The following is a 15,797-nucleotide window of genomic DNA, read 5'->3' as shown; positions in this document are numbered from 1 at the left end:
CTCCTTCATTTTTATGATAAATAATAAAATAATTCTAAACTATTCTACCACATTTCCTTATAAAAAACTAGCTTACCTTCAACCTCGTAAGTCTATATCGTTTGAATTTTCCCTTGAAAACCAGTATAATGAGTAGAATGCTATGTGACTAGAAAGGAAGTTGAATGAAGCAATCTATCTCAAATCTCAAGTTAGCTGAGCGTGGGGCCATTATCAGCATTTCAACCTATTTGATCTTGTCTGCAGCCAAATTAGCAACTGGGCACCTCCTCCATTCATCCAGTTTGGTGGCAGATGGTTTTAACAACGTATCGGATATCATTGGAAATGTGGCCCTCTTGATTGGGATTCGGATGGCGCGCCAGCCTGCAGACCGAGACCACCGTTTTGGCCACTGGAAGATTGAGGATTTGGCTAGCTTAATCACTTCCATCATCATGTTCTATGTTGGCTTTGATGTTCTAAGGGATACCATTCAAAAGATTCTCAGTCATGAAGAAACGGTCATTGATCCTCTGGGTGCAACTCTGGGAATCATTTCTGCAGCAATCATGTTTGTGGTCTATCTCTACAATACTCGTCTCAGTAAGAAATCCAACTCCAAGGCACTGAAGGCTGCCGCTAAGGACAATCTTTCTGATGCTGTTACCTCACTTGGTACCACCATTGCCATCCTGGCTAGCAGTTTCAATTATCCCATTGTGGATAAACTGGTCGCTATCATCATCACTTTCTTTATCTTGAAGACTGCCTATGATATCTTCATCGAGTCTTCCTTTAGCCTTTCAGATGGCTTCGACGACCGCCTGCTTGAGGACTACCAAAAGGCCATTATGGAAATTCCCAAAATCAGCAAGGTTAAGTCGCAAAGAGGTCGTACCTACGGTAGCAATATCTACCTGGATATTACGCTAGAAATGAATCCTGACTTGTCTGTTTATGAGAGTCATGAAATCGCGGATCAAGTCGAGTCTATGCTGGAGGAACGTTTTGGAGTCTTTGATACCGATGTCCATATCGAACCAGCACCTATCCCTGAGGATGAAATTTTAGACAATGTCTATAAAAAATTGCTCATGCGTGAACAATTGATTGACCAAGGAAATCAACTGGAAGAACTCTTGGCTGATGATTTTGTCTATATTCGCCAAGATGGAAATCAGATGGATAAAGAGGCCTATAAAGCCGAAAAAGAGTTAAATTCAGCTATCAAGGATATTCAAATCACTTCCATCAGTCAAAAGACCAAACTCATCAGCTATGAGTTAGATGGTATCGTCCATACCAGTATCTGGCGTCGCCACGAAACTTGGCAAAATATTTTCCACCAGGAAACTAAAAAAGAATAGAGAAATCCTGTCCATGAGACGGGATTTTTCTATTCTTCTAGCTATCAAATTCACTTAGGTATTCATAGCATTCGTATTTTTTAAGGAGTGCTTCGTTTTTCTCATCCAGTTCTTTTTGGAGAGTAGCCAGCTTACCAAAGTCAGAGCCGTTGGCCTGCATCTCTTCTTCAATAGCAGCGATACGATTTTCCAAGGCTTCAATATCACCTTCAATGCTTGCCCATTCCTGCTTTTCTTGATAGGTCATGCGTTTCTTATTTTCTCGAACCTTGACCACTTTTTCCTTTTCGGCCTTTTGCACTTGATTGGCCATCTCTGTTTCAAAGGACTTTTCATCAAGATAGTCCGTGTAATGACCAAAGAAAGGACGAATCTTGCCATTTTCAAAAGCGAGAATCTTGGTCGCTACCTTATCCAAGAAATAGCGGTCATGGCTAACTGTCAAAACAGGTCCCGCAAAACCTTGCAAGAAATTCTCTAAGACTGTGAGAGTTGCAATATCCAAATCATTGGTTGGCTCGTCTAAGAGAAGAACATTTGGTTTTTCCAAGAGCAATTTGAGGAGATAAAGACGTTTTTTCTCTCCCCCAGACAACTTCTCAATCAAGGTTCCATGCGTCGAGCGTGGGAAGAGGAACTGCTCCAGCAACTCTACAATCGAAGTACTAGAACCACCGCTGGTCTTGACCTCTTCTGCCACTTCCTGCAAGTAATTAATCACTCGCTTGCTTTCATCCAAGCCCTCAATTTGCTGAGAGAAGTAGGCGATCCGAACAGTTTCCCCAATCACAACTTGTCCTTCAGTTGGCTCAAGACTTCCTGCAATCAGATTGAGCAGGGTTGATTTCCCAACACCGTTGTCCCCAACGATTCCAATACGATCTTTGGCCTGCACCAAGAGATTAAAATCTTGCAAAATGGGCTTGTTTTCATAGGAGAAGGAAACATCCTGAAACTCGATGACTTTTTTACCGATCCGACTGGTTTCAAAGTTCATGGTCAAGTCTGTCTCAGCATTACTGCCTGAAACTTCCTTTTTCAGGTCATGGAATCGATTGATACGGGCCTGCTGCTTGGTTGCACGCGCCTGCGGTTGTCTGCGCATCCAGGCCAATTCTTGCTTATAAAGTTGTTCCTTTTTGTGAAGTAGAGCTGCATCGCGCTCGTCTTGTTCCGCCTTAAGTCGAATATAGTCCTGATAATTCCCTTGATACTCGGTCAATCCTGCTCGGTCCAACTCGAAAATCCGTGTTGATAAAGCGTCTAGGAAATAACGATCGTGGGTGATAAAAAGGACGGTCTTCTTGGAATTTTTTAAAAAGAGGGTCAGCCACTCAATAGTCGCAATGTCCAGATGGTTGGTCGGCTCATCCAAAAGCAAGAGGTCGTGGTTACCAAGTAAGACTTGCGCCAACTGGACCCGTCTTCTTAGACCGCCTGACAATTTTCCAACTGGAGTGGATAAATCCTGAATGCCTAACTTGCTGAGAACCGTCTTGACCTGACTCTCAATCTCCCAAGCTTGCAGAGAATCCATCTCTGCCATGACCCGTTCCAAACGAGACTGCTTGTCCTCGCTATAGTTGAGCATGAGGAGTTCATACTCACGAATGAGCTGGATTTCCTTGAGGTCGCTAGATAGGACCGTATCCAAAACCGTCTTGCTATCATCAAAATCAGGATCCTGCGTCAAGTAGCCAATCTGATAATCATTCTTCGCTGAAAAGGGACTGACATCCCCATCAAAGCCAGAAACACCAGAAAGGACATCCAAAAGGGTAGTCTTGCCCGTTCCATTAACACCGATTAAACCAATTCTATCCAAGTCATGGATGATAAAGGAAATATCCTTAAAAACGGTCTTGTCACCGACGGATTTACTTAGTTTTTCAACGATAAAATCACTCATTTTTTCTCCCTCAGGTAAACATGGATGGCTTGTCGGTCATTTTCCAATTCTCCATCGACAATAGCATACTCAATTTCTGTTAAAATCTCTCCCAAGTCAGGTCCCGGCTGATACCCATATTCCTTGATCAAAATACCACCGTTGATTTGAATTTCTTTCTTGTCATGAATGGTCAAACTCTGGTAGGTTTCTGTGATGACTTGCGTATTGACTGGTTTCCCTTGAGCCTGACGAAGATTTTCAGCCTGTAAAAGTAAATCTAAATCAAAGCGATAACAATCGCGCTTGCTCAATTCTCCCTTTTCACGCAAGGTCAAAATAGTCAGTAAATCCTGAACTTGCTTAGCAAACTGGCGTGAGGTCTTCCAAGCCTTCAAAAAGGGCTGCGCAATTTCAATATCCAAAGTCCACAGTAGAGCCGCCCAGGCTTGCTCTGAAGATTCAAAGGTGAAATCAGTCTCCAAATCAAACAGTCTATTGAGCTTGTCCTGGCTAGCTGCCATATCAGGGAGATAGTCATAAGCTTGACTCTCAATCATGGAAGCCAAACCCCTTCTCCAAAATGGAGCCAGCAAGAGTTTATCAAACTCAACGAAGGTACGCTCCACAGAAATTTTCTCCAAAAGTGGCGTCAAAATTTTCATAGCTTTAAATGTTTCTGACTCCAGTTCAAAGCCAAGACTGGCCTGAAAACGGAAGCCACGCATAATCCGCAGAGCGTCTTCGTTGAAACGCTCACTTGCCACTCCAACCGCCCTCAAGACTTGATTTTCCAAATCGTCTAAACCATGGAACAAGTCAACGATTTCTCCTGTCTCATCCAAGGCAAAGGCATTGACTGTAAAATCACGGCGCTTGAGGTCTTCTTCTAGCGAGCGAACAAAAGAAACCGCACTAGGTCTACGATAGTCCACATAGACATCTTCTGTCCGAAAAGTAGTCACCTCATACTCCTCGTCCCCATCTAAGACCAAGACAGTTCCATGCTCGATTCCGATATCGGCTGTTCGCGGAAAAATCTGCTTGGTCTCTTCTGGATAAGAAGACGTCGCAATATCCACATCATGGATGGGACGATTGAGGAGGGCATCTCGAACAGAACCCCCAACAAAATAGGCTTCAAAGCCTGCTTCTTTAATTTTTTCTAATACTGGTAAAGCCTTCTGAAATTCAGAAGGCATTTGCGTTAATCTCATAATAAGTGTTCTAATCCATAGACAAGCTCATGACGCTTGACAACTTCTTTAATTCCCAAATTCACCCCTGTCATGAAGGAGCTGCGATCATAGGAGTCATGACGGAGGGTCAATCCTTCTCCTTGATTGCCAAAGATGACTTCCTGATGGGCTACCAAACCTGGCAAACGAACTGAGTGGATCCGCATGCCATCAAAGTCAGCACCACGGGCACCTGCAATCAATTCTTCCTCATCTGCTGCACCCTGCTGGATAGACTCTCGAACTTCTGCCATTAACTCAGCTGTTTTAATAGCTGTTCCACTCGGTGCATCCTTTTTCTTGTCATGATGAAGCTCGATAATCTCCACATTTGGGAAATATTTGGCAGCCTGCCTTGCAAATTGCATGAGTAAAACAGCACCCAAGGCAAAGTTTGGAGCAATCAAGCCACCCAAATCTTGGGCAAGAGAAAATGCTTTTAGTTCTGCAATTTCTTCACTTGTGAAACCAGTCGTTCCAACTACTGGAGCAAAGCCATTTTCAAGAGCAAAGCGTGTATTTTCATAGGCAACAGCTGGTGTAGTAAAGTCTACCCAGACATCCGCTTCAAAATCGACCAAATCAGCCTTATCCTTGAAAACAGGAATACCCTGCCATTCTGATTCAGACTCAAAGGGATCCAAAACTGCTACCAAGTCCAAGTCTGGATCAGTCAAGACCATCTGACAAGCAGCTTGGCCCATCTTTCCCTTAAAACCAGCAATAATTACTCGAATACTCATCTCTACTCCTGTCTAAGATACAAAGCCTGTAGGAACACAAAGTGAAAATAGAAGTTCTGATCAAGGAGTAAATACTCCTTGGAAGACCTATCTTTTTCACACAGGATAACAGGCGTGTTCAATTATCAAGATACAAAGGACCTTAGTTGCCCATGAAAAATATGGGATGGCGCTGACTTTCCATGAAAGCCAAGACAAGCATCTTTTTTCAAGAGGCAGGTAGTCCGGTTCAATTGCTATTTCTTAACTAGCCTAGAAACGCCAACTAAATCACTGGAATATAACCCAGAGCAATACTTCCTGCTCCTAGGTGTGTTCCAATGACACTACCAAATGTAGCAAGTGAAACATCCATACCTACTCCAGATTCAAGTAAGTGCTGACGCAATTCCTCAGCCTTTTCAGGGGCATTTCCGTGAATGACAATGATACGATATTGGCCTGAAGCTGTGGCTTCCTTGATAATCTCAATTAAGCGCTTGGTTGCTTTCTTTTCAGTACGAACTTTTTCGTATACTTCAATCACACCTTGGTCGTTGAAATATAGGATCGGCTTAATGCTTAGCAGATTGCCCAAAATCGCAGCTCCATTTGAAAGGCGTCCCCCTTTAACCAAGTGGTCCAAGTCATCCACCATGATGAAAGCAGATGTGTGACTAATCTGAATAGCTAGCTTATCCTGAATGATGGCAAAATCATCGCCCTGGTCTCGCCAGTTAAAGACACTTTCAACCATGATACCCAGAGGAGCACTTGTAATCAAAGTGTCTGGGAAGGCAATGGTTAAGCCCTCATATTCTTCTATCATATACTGGATATTTTGGTAAAAACCTGAAATTCCAGAAGATAGGAAAAGCCCCAAAACATGTGTATAGCCTTGTTCTTTGAGCGAAGTTAGAATCTCATCTAACTTTGCAATACTTGGTTGACTGGTCTTAGGCAATTCAGAAGCCTGAGCCATTTTTTGGTAAAATTCCTCAGCAGTCAGATTGATGCCTTCGACATACTCCTCACCATCAATATTGACAGGAATATCCAAGACATACAAATCTTCTCTTTGCAAGGTCTTTGCACTGAGATAGGCAGAAGAATCTGTGATAACAGCTAATTTCATATTAGAACTCCAAATTGATTCCTGGTAAGTCTAATGCAATTTCAGTTACTTCGTAAGTCAAACGGTTGAGCATGTTCAAACATGGACGAGCCAAAGTTTCAACTTCCTCTTGATTAAACTCACTTGGTTCATTGACAATACGACCTTCTACATGGTTAACTTGAGAAATCGTTCCACTGATAACAAATTTGTCAAAGACAATCATAAAACTTAAGACAACCACTAAAGATGTCACTTGATTTTCTTGGTCATGTTGGAGTAATTGGAAGTTCACATCCACCTTAGTTTCAGGAGCTCCATTTTCATTTTCCCATTCAAAATTACGCGCATCAAAATGATACTGACTAACAAATTCTTGTTCACGTTTAAGATTCATGTCTTTCTCCCTTGGCTACAATATTATAAGCTATTGTACCATAATTTTTTATTTTCATCTAGTTTTCTAGGATTTAGGTATGCGGTAGAATTTTTTAGAATGCCTAAATTCATACATTTTTTAGGAGAACGTCACCGAGTTTTAAAAAAAGACTGAACAAATTTCTTGCTCAGTCTTGACATTGATACACTTATCAGGTATCATTAATTAAAGACTGAGTAAGAAGGACGAGTTCTTACTCGGTAAGGCGAGAAGTGTTAGCGCACTTTTCGTCTTTTTTTATTCGATTAATTTAAGTAAATTATAACACATTTTCACACACCACGCAAGCATTTTATGTTTGATTGTAGCACAAAAAGACCTTTTTTTACAAAGGTTATTGTTATATAACTTTTTATATACTTTGTTATGTACTTCTATTGTTTTCGGAAGTATGATAACCTTTTACTATCAGGGTAACATTGATATCTAGATGTATTTTCTTTACCCGTTTTACTCATTCTTTTTTTAATGGTATAAGCAGAAACTTCTTCTAAAGAAATAAATTTTTCATAATCTTCTCTCCAGTTGCCAAAAAATAGATCCCTCAAAGAATCTTCATAATTCAAAACAATTATCCGACTCATCGTTTCAGCTCCAGCAAGAGTCCAGTACATTCCTCTTTTTTTCATTCTATAAGTGACCTTACGATGCTGACTCTCCATTATCCCGATCCCTGCATGACTGAATCCTCTCTGTTCGGCTGGTTTGGTATATTGGAAATTTCTCAATATTTTACTCTTGAACTTCTCAAACAACTCTTGTTCTTCTTCTGTCTCGATATAACTTTCAGTCGTATCTAGGACAGTTCTCATTAACTGCTTATCATGTTGCTTAATCGCCTGGAAAGCTCTCTCTAATAGATCTTCAGAGTAAAATTTTAGATAATTCTTTAACTCTTTATTTACATGGTACTCATCCCAGAAATGTTCGTGGCGTTTAATTCGCAAAACCTTCGCAATCTCTTTGAAAACGTAGGGTGTATATCCATGACCTCCATCAGAGTTCGTGATCAATAAAGTCCTATCCGTAACTTCATAATTATTGAATAGATAATCGATCACCTGCTCCCTCACTAAGCGATTGTCAAGACCAATAAATTCCTTTTTGTCCTGGAGTTCAAATCGATTGCTGCCAACTTTTTGGCTTCCCGTATGGACTACAAAATGGGATAAATCGTAATGCTTATTATCCTTCTGTGTGTCACGTGCTTTGACCATTACACCATCACCCTCAATATAAATAACCTGGGCTTTTCTTTTGCTAACCTCTTTATTCTCTTCATAATATCGATAGCCTTCCCTTTCCTCCAATAACTTCTCACAAATTTTTACAGCTTTTACTACAATTGGCTTTGTGATCGAAATGTGATAAGTCAATTGGATCACCTGAGTTACTTTATCATATGGCATTAAAGTAGATAATTTAGCCACCTGATACATAAATTCCCATGAGAAGCGGACGTTCTTCTGAAGCCCTAACTTCTCATCTACTGGAATGACCCAATGATCTCCTTTTTTCCAACGTCTTCTTCTGAAAGTAAACTCTCCAAATGTAAAAGCAACGGTTCGCTCCATTGAATGAATACAGGTATAGCCCTTTGCTTTCATGACTGGAATCATCTCCTCATCATACCTAGAAACAAAGTTATAAAATTCTTTTGCATTTTGAAATAGCAATTGATTTTTTAGTTCTCTCTCATCAAAGAAAGTCATTCAGAATCCTCCCTTATTAAAATTACGCTTATTTTAATAAATTTTGACCTGAATGTTCAAATAATCCTTTGTTCTGACAAAAAAAGAGCCTATCTTTTCAGATAAACTCTTACTTGTCATACCAGGGTTTCTCTTTTTTACTAAAATAGGATTTGCTCATGTCAATAGTGAATATAGCCATCGGAATCAAAATGATACTCCATAGAATTGTCACAATCCCATCTGCAATAAAGGAAAAGTCACCTGTAAAGTGAAGCCCAAAATACAATAATAATACAACTGGAAGGAAAGCTGGAGCGAATTTTAAAACGGCCAATCCTAAAACGACTATAAACACCATACTAAGACCAAATGTCTTATAGAACATATAGATAGCTATAGCTCCGATAAAAATAAAGAACAGCTGAACAAGTCTTTTAATATCAATGAAAATCATCATAGATTCCTCCTACTTTATCAGTAATATTTTAAAATCTCATCTGTTAAGTAAATTCTATTGGGTAGATTGGACCCTTGGCGGACTTCTTCAATTAAACCATGATTCTTTAGCTTCTTTTTCAAAGAAATCACTTTGCTTTTACCTGATTGAAGAGCCTCCATTAGCTCCTCTATAGGGTAACATACAAAAGTATTTCCATTTTCATCATATCCTTTTAATTCAAAGTCAACTGCAGCTCTTAAACGATTTAATAAAAGCATGTAGAGAAAAATTCCACTACTCTTCAAATCATTGAACTGTGGGTTGTCTATTATTGGACGAGGAATAAAGAATTGTCCTGAATCTGTTGCTGCTGAAGAAAACTCTGGAATATCTGATAGATCTGATAAGTATTTCATTGCTATATTTCCTTTCTTATGGAATTCTATTTTTTCTTTCGCTCCATCTTTTCCCATTCTCTTATAATCAGATTCTCAAGATAAGATGAAGCTGATTTTTCACCGTGAAACTCTACTAAAGCATCTAACATATCATATCGAACATTATGATGCAGAGAGAAAGGGAAACGTTGCTTTTTATTGTAGCTTTCAGGAGACTTTCTAGCCTCCTGATTTTGTTTCCTAGACGAAGGAATCTTTTCTCTCTTTGGTGTACTTTGGAATGTTTGTTTTACTTGTGCGAATCGATTCTCTGTCATGCTACCTCTCCTTCTAACACACTCAAAATATTTTCATATACGTAGTTTATATTATCATAAAACTTTTGATGTGTCTCTTGTTGGTTAGCTGTCATCTCTTCATGCTGCTCAAAGACACTCTGACTGATCACAAGACTTTTAGCCATGAGCTCTTTCTCCTGGATAGATCCCAGGTAAGCCTGATCTTCTTCAACAACTTCTAAAAATTGTTTACAGGTGTCTGTTACATTGTTTCCAATGTACTTAATCTTATTTCCAATAAGATAAGGTTCTGCTTTAACATAGCTTTTCTTAGTAATAACTTCGATAGCTTCGCTCTTAATGAAGTCTACAAAATTTTTCAAAGATAACCAGGCACGAAAACCATTAAGAGAGGCATCAGAAACAGCCAAGACAATATCTGACACAGCTATAAAATTTGCTGTAACTAAGCTCTCGTCATTGTGCGTATCAATCAGAATGACATCAAATTGTGCTTCTAACTCTTCGTAATGTTCGCTAAACCACATAAACAACTGAAGATATTTGTTGTTTCGACTAGCAAGATCTAGCTGCTCATCCGTCAAACGCTCATCACCACAAATCAGACTAAGGTTTTATGATATTGGTACAATTTCATACTCTCCAGTCGTAAATATATCATAGACGGTTTTCTCACATTTTACATCAAATGTTCTTGTCAAATTGCATTCCCAGGCTCCATCAATGAGTAGTGTTCTAAGCCCCTTAACACGTGCCAACCAATCCCCTTCATTAAAGGTATCTGTAGTCTTACCACCGCCACCTTTACCTAAGTTTGTTGTCTGAATCTTCATGATTCCCTCCTTGGATAATTGTATATTTTGTTATATAACTTTTTATATACTTAATTATACCTAAAACAACTTTTCTTGTCAATATAAAAGCACAAAAAGTTATATAACTTTTTGTGCAACTTGTTAGCCGTATGTACCACCTATATTTCCACCAACATAGGCTTTTAGCTGGATTTGTTGAACCGTAGTATTGAAATTTCCAACGAAGTAGCTGTTCTCTTCTCCGTTTTTAGTTAGAACAATCAAAAATTGAATAACATCATCTGATTCAGTTGGCATCACTTCCAATTGTTCAGGTTGGAAATCATACTGATTCGTCAGAATAGCCATCGCAAAGGTTTGAACCATCGCATTCTGTGTCATAGATAAATGATTCTCGATTGTTCCCTTGACATTTGGCAGAAACTTCGTCTTTTTTATATCTGCTACTGCTTCTTCAAAGGCTTTTAACACTTCCTTTTTATCTTCCAGTGTTGCCTCTGCATAGGGACGTTCTAGTTTTAGCTTAGCTGTCCGATAATGCTTCTCATCTGCTGTTTCCTCTTTGGAAGACGGTTCGTTTTGAGAGGTTCCCGAAGAACTCACCTGAGCTGGTTCCTCTATTTTGGTTTGTTGAGATGGTCTGAAACTCGACACAATCCCTATTCCTGCCAAAATCAATAGAACACCTGCTACAATCGATACAACCATATTCTCTTTTATCCAATCAATCATCTTATATCCTCCTTTTAATTTGAACTTAATTTAGCTTCTCTGTCATCTGGATAAGCAAAAGAGATTACCTGTTCTTGCTGTTGAGATTTAGTCCAAATACGATAATTCCATGTATATGGAGTTTTGAACTGATCCCAACCACTCAGAGGTGTATTTTGCTCTACAAACAAGATGGAGCCATTCTCAAAAACATGACATACAATACCAGTATGGCCATATCCTCCGCCCCCTACCTGTGTAGAAAAAATAGCGCCTTTTTTAGGTGTAGTCTTAACTGAGTTTCCAAATATTGCAGCCCACGCTGCCGCCTGATCTTTCCCATCGCCCTGTACGGATCCAGAATGGCCCCATAAGTGATTTCCAATACTAATTGTAAGATTCACACATTGTCCAGCATACTCGTCACTTCCAGGATTATACCATCCTGTAGACTTAGCATAATCCATGCCTAAGCTCTTAGGATCAATAATGAATGGTTTCAAACTATCTGGTAAGTCTTCTGGTTTATACCCCCACGCAGTCGCATCTGAAGGGACAGTTCCCGTTCCATCGGTACTGCTGCCTGATTCTCCACATCCACTGTTTTCAGCTGAAGAAGACACCGCACTATCTGAAGAACCGACATCTTGTGTACTGGATCCTTCATAAGGTTTCTCACCATGAGCAGCAATAGCTTCCTTATCAAGCAACTGATACTTCGTACCTAGTTTTTGGTACATATCAGTTAGTTTGCTCTTATAAGTGCCATCTGTGGCCCATCCGCCATCTGCTATAGCAGATAGGCTAGCAATACCATTTGTATTGTTTATAGCCCCTTTATAAAGTGTCTGGTGAGCCATAAACTCAGCTTTCCCTACGATCCCTGCATCGTAGCTAGAGAACCAAGTATAAGCTCCTCCTGTACCGTCTCCGACATTCGCTCCAGGCTTTGTCCCACTTAAATCAACACTATCTTCACCATACGTCGCAAGAGTAACTGGAAAATTACTTTTACTAGAGGTTTTAACACCTCCCATATTGTGAGCTTTCCAGAAAGAAGTACCATTAGGATTCGTAAAATTGAAGCCATTCTCTATCATTGTTTGAGTGATAGAGGCTGAAGGTAGGAAACCTCCTGCCTTCCAAGACAGGATGTAGGCTTCCTTATGCTTTTTTACAAAGTCATCAATGGAACCATCAGCTGAAGAAACTGTGGAGTCACCAGTTGAAGATGTTGTTTCTACAGCACCACAATCATTTCTTCCATTATTGGTTACAGCTCCCATTATCCCAACTAACATGGTTATCCCAACATTGATAATTAATAGAAGAGCCACAAAAGGAATGAGAATCTTCAGTTTGAATATTTTTTTCATGGACACCTCGCTTATTTACCACAATCCTAATATTGTTCGCAAAATTCCATAAAAAACTAAAAATACAATAAATCCTATTCCAATCTTCTTGAGACCGTTCAAAAACTCCTTATCTCGTTCCTTTTGTGCTTCCAGGCGTTTTGGATCTGATTCTCCTTCTGAAGCGAAATAATCTCTTTCTTGTTGCATGCGATATTTACGAATCAACACATATTGATCAAATCTCTGCTTAGTCCTTGCAATCATTCCTAGTTTATTTTTGGCCATTCTGGTTTACCTTCCTTTCTTACTCAATACCGCCATAGCGCTCAACTTCAGGGGCTAACAGCTGTTGGTTAAAGACCAGATTTCCTACCCCTGCAATATTCATGAATAACTGTCCTTTCTTCAGACGAGGCAAAGTCTCTAGTTCAGACTGGTTCATTGATCCAGATAAGGCGTTAGCTAGTAGAGGAACACTGGTTTCGTCCGTCTGAGCAAAAACTCTATATTGCATCAGACCAAAAATCCTCTGGACTGCCGTTACGTACGGATCCTTATGAGTGCCAATCCCCGTCTCAAACAGAATCCCTCGCAGTGAATTAACAGACAATACAACACCAGCAAAGTTTTCGCCCATTGTATCAATCATATCAGCCAGAAGGTTGACACTACTTTCATGCTTAGGGTCAATGAGTGTCTGTGCCCCACTAATATTGACAATATAGTGCTGCATATCCATCTCCGTTAAGTCAGGACGTCTCTTCAGTGATTGCTTACAGCGTTTTCCGTTATTGACAATATCAGCCGAGACAAGTGAAAGAACAGAGAATATTTGAACATTTAACAAATGAGGGGCGTTCTTCAAACCTGAGAAGTCAAATGTCACAACTTGCTCTGAAGAAATATCTTGAAATTTGGTTGTCCCCTCGAAAATTTCTGCGTTTGTTGTCAATAGTTCGTTAAACGTGTTGTAAATACGCTTAACAGCCTTGTGTTCGGCTTTATCCGTACTAGTTTGTTCCAGTCGACGTTTGTAGGCATCAACAAACAAAATAAAATCAGACAGAATAGGATACTCTTCCTTCACAATATCCGTCGCTTTCAGTTTTTCTGGATTCAATGAAGGATTTCGAGCCCACATATTTCCCTCAATATAAAACTCATTCAGGAGAGTTCCAAATGTGATTAAATCGTCTCCTGTCACTTCATTATTCAGGAGTTTATAGATACTCTTCAGTTTCTCGATATGAAGGTTGTAGGATTTCTTCTTATCGATTTCAGTTCCTGCTTCATTGGTCACTGTTGGAAATACCTGGAAGATATTGATACGGTTAGCCTCACCTGATAAATCAAGAATCAATCCATGTTGTTTTCGTGTCTGATCAAGAAACTGGCCAGTAGCATCAAAGTTACGAATATAATGCCCCTTCGCATAGAGACCGTCTGTGTGTTTCATAAGAAAAGATCGTTGTCCCATCTTTGGATTTCCAGATAGGATCATAAAGGATCGTGTTCTTTTCTCGTCACGTTCTAGAAAATTGAAATTTACCGCTCCGTTAGTTGGAGTCCATCCAAGATAGAAGCCTTTCTCATCTTCTAGCTTCGTATGATTAAAGAAATATCCACCAGCTATTGAGTGAGCTGGAGTCGGTATCCCTCTTCGATGATTGGGCAAATCAATCTGATATTCGGCTGGAATAAATGGAGCATGGTATTCAAAATCTAATTCTCCAGACAGAATAGTGGATTTGAATTTCGACGTTTTGTCTTTGACTTCTTCAACCTTCTTGAATAACTCTTCTTTGATTGATGCAAACACAAAGACACGAATATACATCCCATACATAGCTATATTCCGCTTATCAATTTCACGGCTTAGTTTATTAAGATTATCAATCTCATCTAGTTCTTTCCGATTATTGGTTAGTTTGCTATTGTTTGTAATCCGTGTTGACTTCTCTTCAATAGAGTCCTCAATCTCTTTTTGAAGCTGTCTATTATCCTCCTTGTACAGTGACAGGAAGGAACGTGTTCCAGGAAGCAACAACAATTCAGAAAGCCAAAAACGATCCATTCCTTCAGTTGGATACTCATAATAGTGTAAGACCGTATGGCATCCATCTCCACTTATCCAGAAACGATCATCCTTTTTAAAATCAATATTTCCTTGCGGTTGAATCTGGCTAAGGAAAGCAAGGTCATATCCTTCATTCTTTAATTGTCTTTGTCTACGTTTTGATAAATCAGGCATGCTATCTCTCCTACACTTTCTCATTCATATTGTTGTATTGCTTTATAATCTGAATTTTCTTCCTGTAGCTGATATCTTGTGGAACAAAATCATTATTTCCATAGGTTTTAGCCTTACGAACCAATTCGTCCAATTCGGTTGTTGTAGGTGCAAATAGCCACAGTATGAACTCTGTATTATAGACTTCTTGTCGGATGCTTTCTTCAACTTTAATTTGGCTTTGAAGCCAAATTTCACGATCCTTGAGTTGTAAAAAACGTCTATCATTTATTGATAACTTAGACATTTCTTGTCGCACTAAATCCAAATGATGGCGCAAGTCAGAAATTTGCGTATCTGTATTTGTTGGTAAAGTTGTCGTCTCCACTTGGATATTCGATCCAAATCGAGTCAACCAGGTTTCAAAATTTTCAATGGTTCTCATAACCTCGTTATAAGACATCGATCCTAAATCTTTACCTGGTATCTCCATCAGCTGCAAGTAGCCATAATCAACTAACTGGATATAAGCCTGGCTGTTCGGAATGATTGATTTTACATCTAACAACTCAACGCAAGAATGTAAATCAAAATATTCCTGCGTTTGTTTCTTTGTTTCTTGAAGACGTCCCAGAGGGCGTTTCTCATTTTTTGAGGGTTGAATTTGTTTAATCGCCATTATGGTTTTCTCCTTCTGATATAATTCAAGCTAATATAACGTTTTCTTCTTCGTCTGAAGAAAAGAAACATGCTGTGCCAATTCTTTTTGCCACCGTTAGCTGGTAACACCAGATACAAACTCAGAACTGGTGTTAAAAAAATGAATGCGAACATCTGTATCCACTGGCTTTTGGGAAAGATTTTTAAGCCAACGCTCAAAGCGATTACTCCAGTAATTCCTACAAAAGCAATATCTAGGATAAGAAGGCCTATAATCTTGACTTTGGCATAGATATCTCTAGGTACACCGTATTTTTCACCGTACATTAATTTCTCCTTTATATTTGTTTTGACACTCACATTATAATGAATAATCGAAAATATCTTTTAAAGGGACAATAGCATTTTTGCCATTGTCTTTCAGGAAAGAATTGTATAAAAAG

The 15,797-nt window shown here is 39.4% G+C and carries 16 protein-coding genes and 1 pseudogene; 1 reads left to right on the top strand and 16 read right to left on the bottom strand.

Annotation, left to right across the window (positions count from 1 at the left end):
• Positions 1 to 164 precede the first annotated feature (164 nt).
• Positions 165 to 1,349: a CDF family manganese efflux transporter MntE gene (gene mntE, locus KB197_RS03675; protein WP_064275955.1), complete on the top strand. Its 1,185-nt coding sequence runs from the start codon at positions 165 to 167 to the stop codon at positions 1,347 to 1,349.
• Between the two features lie 37 nt (positions 1,350 to 1,386).
• On the opposite strand, the gene KB197_RS03670 is transcribed toward mntE, so the two are convergent.
• The 16 genes and pseudogenes from KB197_RS03670 to KB197_RS03595 form a co-directional block, all read right to left on the bottom strand.
• A complete protein-coding gene (locus KB197_RS03670; RefSeq protein WP_064275956.1) occupies positions 1,387 to 3,258 on the bottom strand; it encodes an ABC-F family ATP-binding cassette domain-containing protein in 1,872 nt (623 codons plus the stop codon).
• A complete protein-coding gene (locus KB197_RS03665; RefSeq protein WP_082888088.1) occupies positions 3,255 to 4,454 on the bottom strand; it encodes a CCA tRNA nucleotidyltransferase in 1,200 nt (399 codons plus the stop codon). The genes KB197_RS03670 and KB197_RS03665 overlap by 4 nt, the downstream gene beginning before the upstream one ends.
• Positions 4,451 to 5,218: a 4-hydroxy-tetrahydrodipicolinate reductase gene (dapB, locus tag KB197_RS03660; protein ID WP_064275958.1), complete on the bottom strand. Its 768-nt coding sequence runs from the start codon at positions 5,216 to 5,218 to the stop codon at positions 4,451 to 4,453. Before dapB ends, KB197_RS03665 begins: the two co-directional genes overlap by 4 nt.
• 265 nt (positions 5,219 to 5,483) lie before the next feature.
• Positions 5,484 to 6,332, bottom strand: a complete 849-nt coding sequence (locus tag KB197_RS03655; protein ID WP_064275959.1) for a DegV family protein — start codon at positions 6,330 to 6,332, stop codon at positions 5,484 to 5,486.
• 1 nt (position 6,333) lies between these two features.
• Positions 6,334 to 6,708, bottom strand: a complete 375-nt coding sequence (locus KB197_RS03650; protein WP_049487011.1) for a DUF1149 family protein — start codon at positions 6,706 to 6,708, stop codon at positions 6,334 to 6,336.
• Between the two features lie 416 nt (positions 6,709 to 7,124).
• Positions 7,125 to 8,462: an ISLre2 family transposase gene (locus KB197_RS03645; RefSeq protein ID WP_050077989.1), complete on the bottom strand. Its 1,338-nt coding sequence runs from the start codon at positions 8,460 to 8,462 to the stop codon at positions 7,125 to 7,127.
• 109 nt (positions 8,463 to 8,571) lie between these two features.
• Entirely contained in the window at positions 8,572 to 8,901 is a 330-nt protein-coding gene (locus KB197_RS03640; RefSeq protein ID WP_050077992.1) for a hypothetical protein, read from the bottom strand.
• Between the two features lie 17 nt (positions 8,902 to 8,918).
• Entirely contained in the window at positions 8,919 to 9,299 is a 381-nt protein-coding gene (locus KB197_RS03635) for a replication initiator protein A (RefSeq protein ID WP_050078023.1), read from the bottom strand.
• Between the two features lie 26 nt (positions 9,300 to 9,325).
• The gene (locus KB197_RS03630) at positions 9,326 to 9,598 is read right to left on the bottom strand and encodes a hypothetical protein (protein ID WP_049510582.1); all 273 of its coding nucleotides are present in this window, start codon (positions 9,596 to 9,598) and stop codon (positions 9,326 to 9,328) included.
• Positions 9,595 to 10,413: pseudogene (locus KB197_RS03625) on the bottom strand (ParA family protein). Before KB197_RS03625 ends, KB197_RS03630 begins: the two are co-directional and overlap by 4 nt.
• Positions 10,414 to 10,536: 123 nt before the next feature.
• Positions 10,537 to 11,127, bottom strand: coding sequence for a hypothetical protein (locus tag KB197_RS03620; protein WP_050077996.1), 591 nt, complete (start codon positions 11,125 to 11,127; stop codon positions 10,537 to 10,539).
• A gap of 14 nt (positions 11,128 to 11,141) precedes the next feature.
• Complete coding sequence (locus KB197_RS03615; RefSeq protein WP_212573430.1) at positions 11,142 to 12,482, bottom strand: CHAP domain-containing protein; 1,341 nt, start codon at positions 12,480 to 12,482, stop codon at positions 11,142 to 11,144.
• Between the two features lie 15 nt (positions 12,483 to 12,497).
• The gene (locus KB197_RS03610; protein ID WP_001107251.1) at positions 12,498 to 12,749 is read right to left on the bottom strand and encodes a hypothetical protein; all 252 of its coding nucleotides are present in this window, start codon (positions 12,747 to 12,749) and stop codon (positions 12,498 to 12,500) included.
• Between the two features lie 19 nt (positions 12,750 to 12,768).
• Positions 12,769 to 14,715, bottom strand: a complete 1,947-nt coding sequence (locus KB197_RS03605; protein WP_050078004.1) for a virulence factor — start codon at positions 14,713 to 14,715, stop codon at positions 12,769 to 12,771.
• Positions 14,716 to 14,725: 10 nt separating this feature from the next.
• Positions 14,726 to 15,373 (bottom strand): hypothetical protein, encoded by a 648-nt coding sequence (locus KB197_RS03600; RefSeq protein WP_000985686.1) that lies wholly within the window; start codon positions 15,371 to 15,373, stop codon positions 14,726 to 14,728.
• A complete protein-coding gene (locus tag KB197_RS03595; protein WP_049494027.1) occupies positions 15,373 to 15,681 on the bottom strand; it encodes a DUF5592 family protein in 309 nt (102 codons plus the stop codon). The genes KB197_RS03600 and KB197_RS03595 overlap by 1 nt, the downstream gene beginning before the upstream one ends.
• Between the last annotated feature and the right edge of the window lie 116 nt (positions 15,682 to 15,797).

This window comes from Streptococcus sp. 11-4097 (assembly GCF_018215285.2).
In the GTDB taxonomy this organism is placed as follows: domain Bacteria; phylum Bacillota; class Bacilli; order Lactobacillales; family Streptococcaceae; genus Streptococcus.
The sequence above is the reverse complement of the archived record's forward strand: the minus strand, read 5'-3'. Positions and strand labels throughout refer to the sequence as shown.

Excerpts from the sequence above, each read along its gene's own strand:
- KB197_RS03600 (WP_000985686.1), bottom strand. The coding sequence starts at position 15,373 with ATGGCGATTAAACAAATTCAACCCTCAAAAAATGAGAAACGCCCTCTG.
- KB197_RS03610 (WP_001107251.1), bottom strand. The coding sequence starts at position 12,749 with ATGGCCAAAAATAAACTAGGAATGATTGCAAGGACTAAGCAGAGATTT.
- KB197_RS03670 (WP_064275956.1), bottom strand. The coding sequence starts at position 3,258 with ATGAGTGATTTTATCGTTGAAAAACTAAGTAAATCCGTCGGTGACAAG.
- KB197_RS03605 (WP_050078004.1), bottom strand. The coding sequence starts at position 14,715 with ATGCCTGATTTATCAAAACGTAGACAAAGACAATTAAAGAATGAAGGA.
- KB197_RS03630 (WP_049510582.1), bottom strand. The coding sequence starts at position 9,598 with ATGACAGAGAATCGATTCGCACAAGTAAAACAAACATTCCAAAGTACA.
- KB197_RS03620 (WP_050077996.1), bottom strand. The coding sequence starts at position 11,127 with ATGATTGATTGGATAAAAGAGAATATGGTTGTATCGATTGTAGCAGGT.
- KB197_RS03595 (WP_049494027.1), bottom strand. The coding sequence starts at position 15,681 with ATGTACGGTGAAAAATACGGTGTACCTAGAGATATCTATGCCAAAGTC.
- KB197_RS03615 (WP_212573430.1), bottom strand. The coding sequence starts at position 12,482 with ATGAAAAAAATATTCAAACTGAAGATTCTCATTCCTTTTGTGGCTCTT.
- KB197_RS03665 (WP_082888088.1), bottom strand. The coding sequence starts at position 4,454 with ATGAGATTAACGCAAATGCCTTCTGAATTTCAGAAGGCTTTACCAGTA.
- KB197_RS03650 (WP_049487011.1), bottom strand. The coding sequence starts at position 6,708 with ATGAATCTTAAACGTGAACAAGAATTTGTTAGTCAGTATCATTTTGAT.
- KB197_RS03635 (WP_050078023.1), bottom strand. The coding sequence starts at position 9,299 with ATGAAATACTTATCAGATCTATCAGATATTCCAGAGTTTTCTTCAGCA.
- KB197_RS03655 (WP_064275959.1), bottom strand. The coding sequence starts at position 6,332 with ATGAAATTAGCTGTTATCACAGATTCTTCTGCCTATCTCAGTGCAAAG.
- KB197_RS03640 (WP_050077992.1), bottom strand. The coding sequence starts at position 8,901 with ATGATGATTTTCATTGATATTAAAAGACTTGTTCAGCTGTTCTTTATT.
- mntE (WP_064275955.1), top strand. The coding sequence starts at position 165 with ATGAAGCAATCTATCTCAAATCTCAAGTTAGCTGAGCGTGGGGCCATT.
- dapB (WP_064275958.1), bottom strand. The coding sequence starts at position 5,218 with ATGAGTATTCGAGTAATTATTGCTGGTTTTAAGGGAAAGATGGGCCAA.
- KB197_RS03645 (WP_050077989.1), bottom strand. The coding sequence starts at position 8,462 with ATGACTTTCTTTGATGAGAGAGAACTAAAAAATCAATTGCTATTTCAA.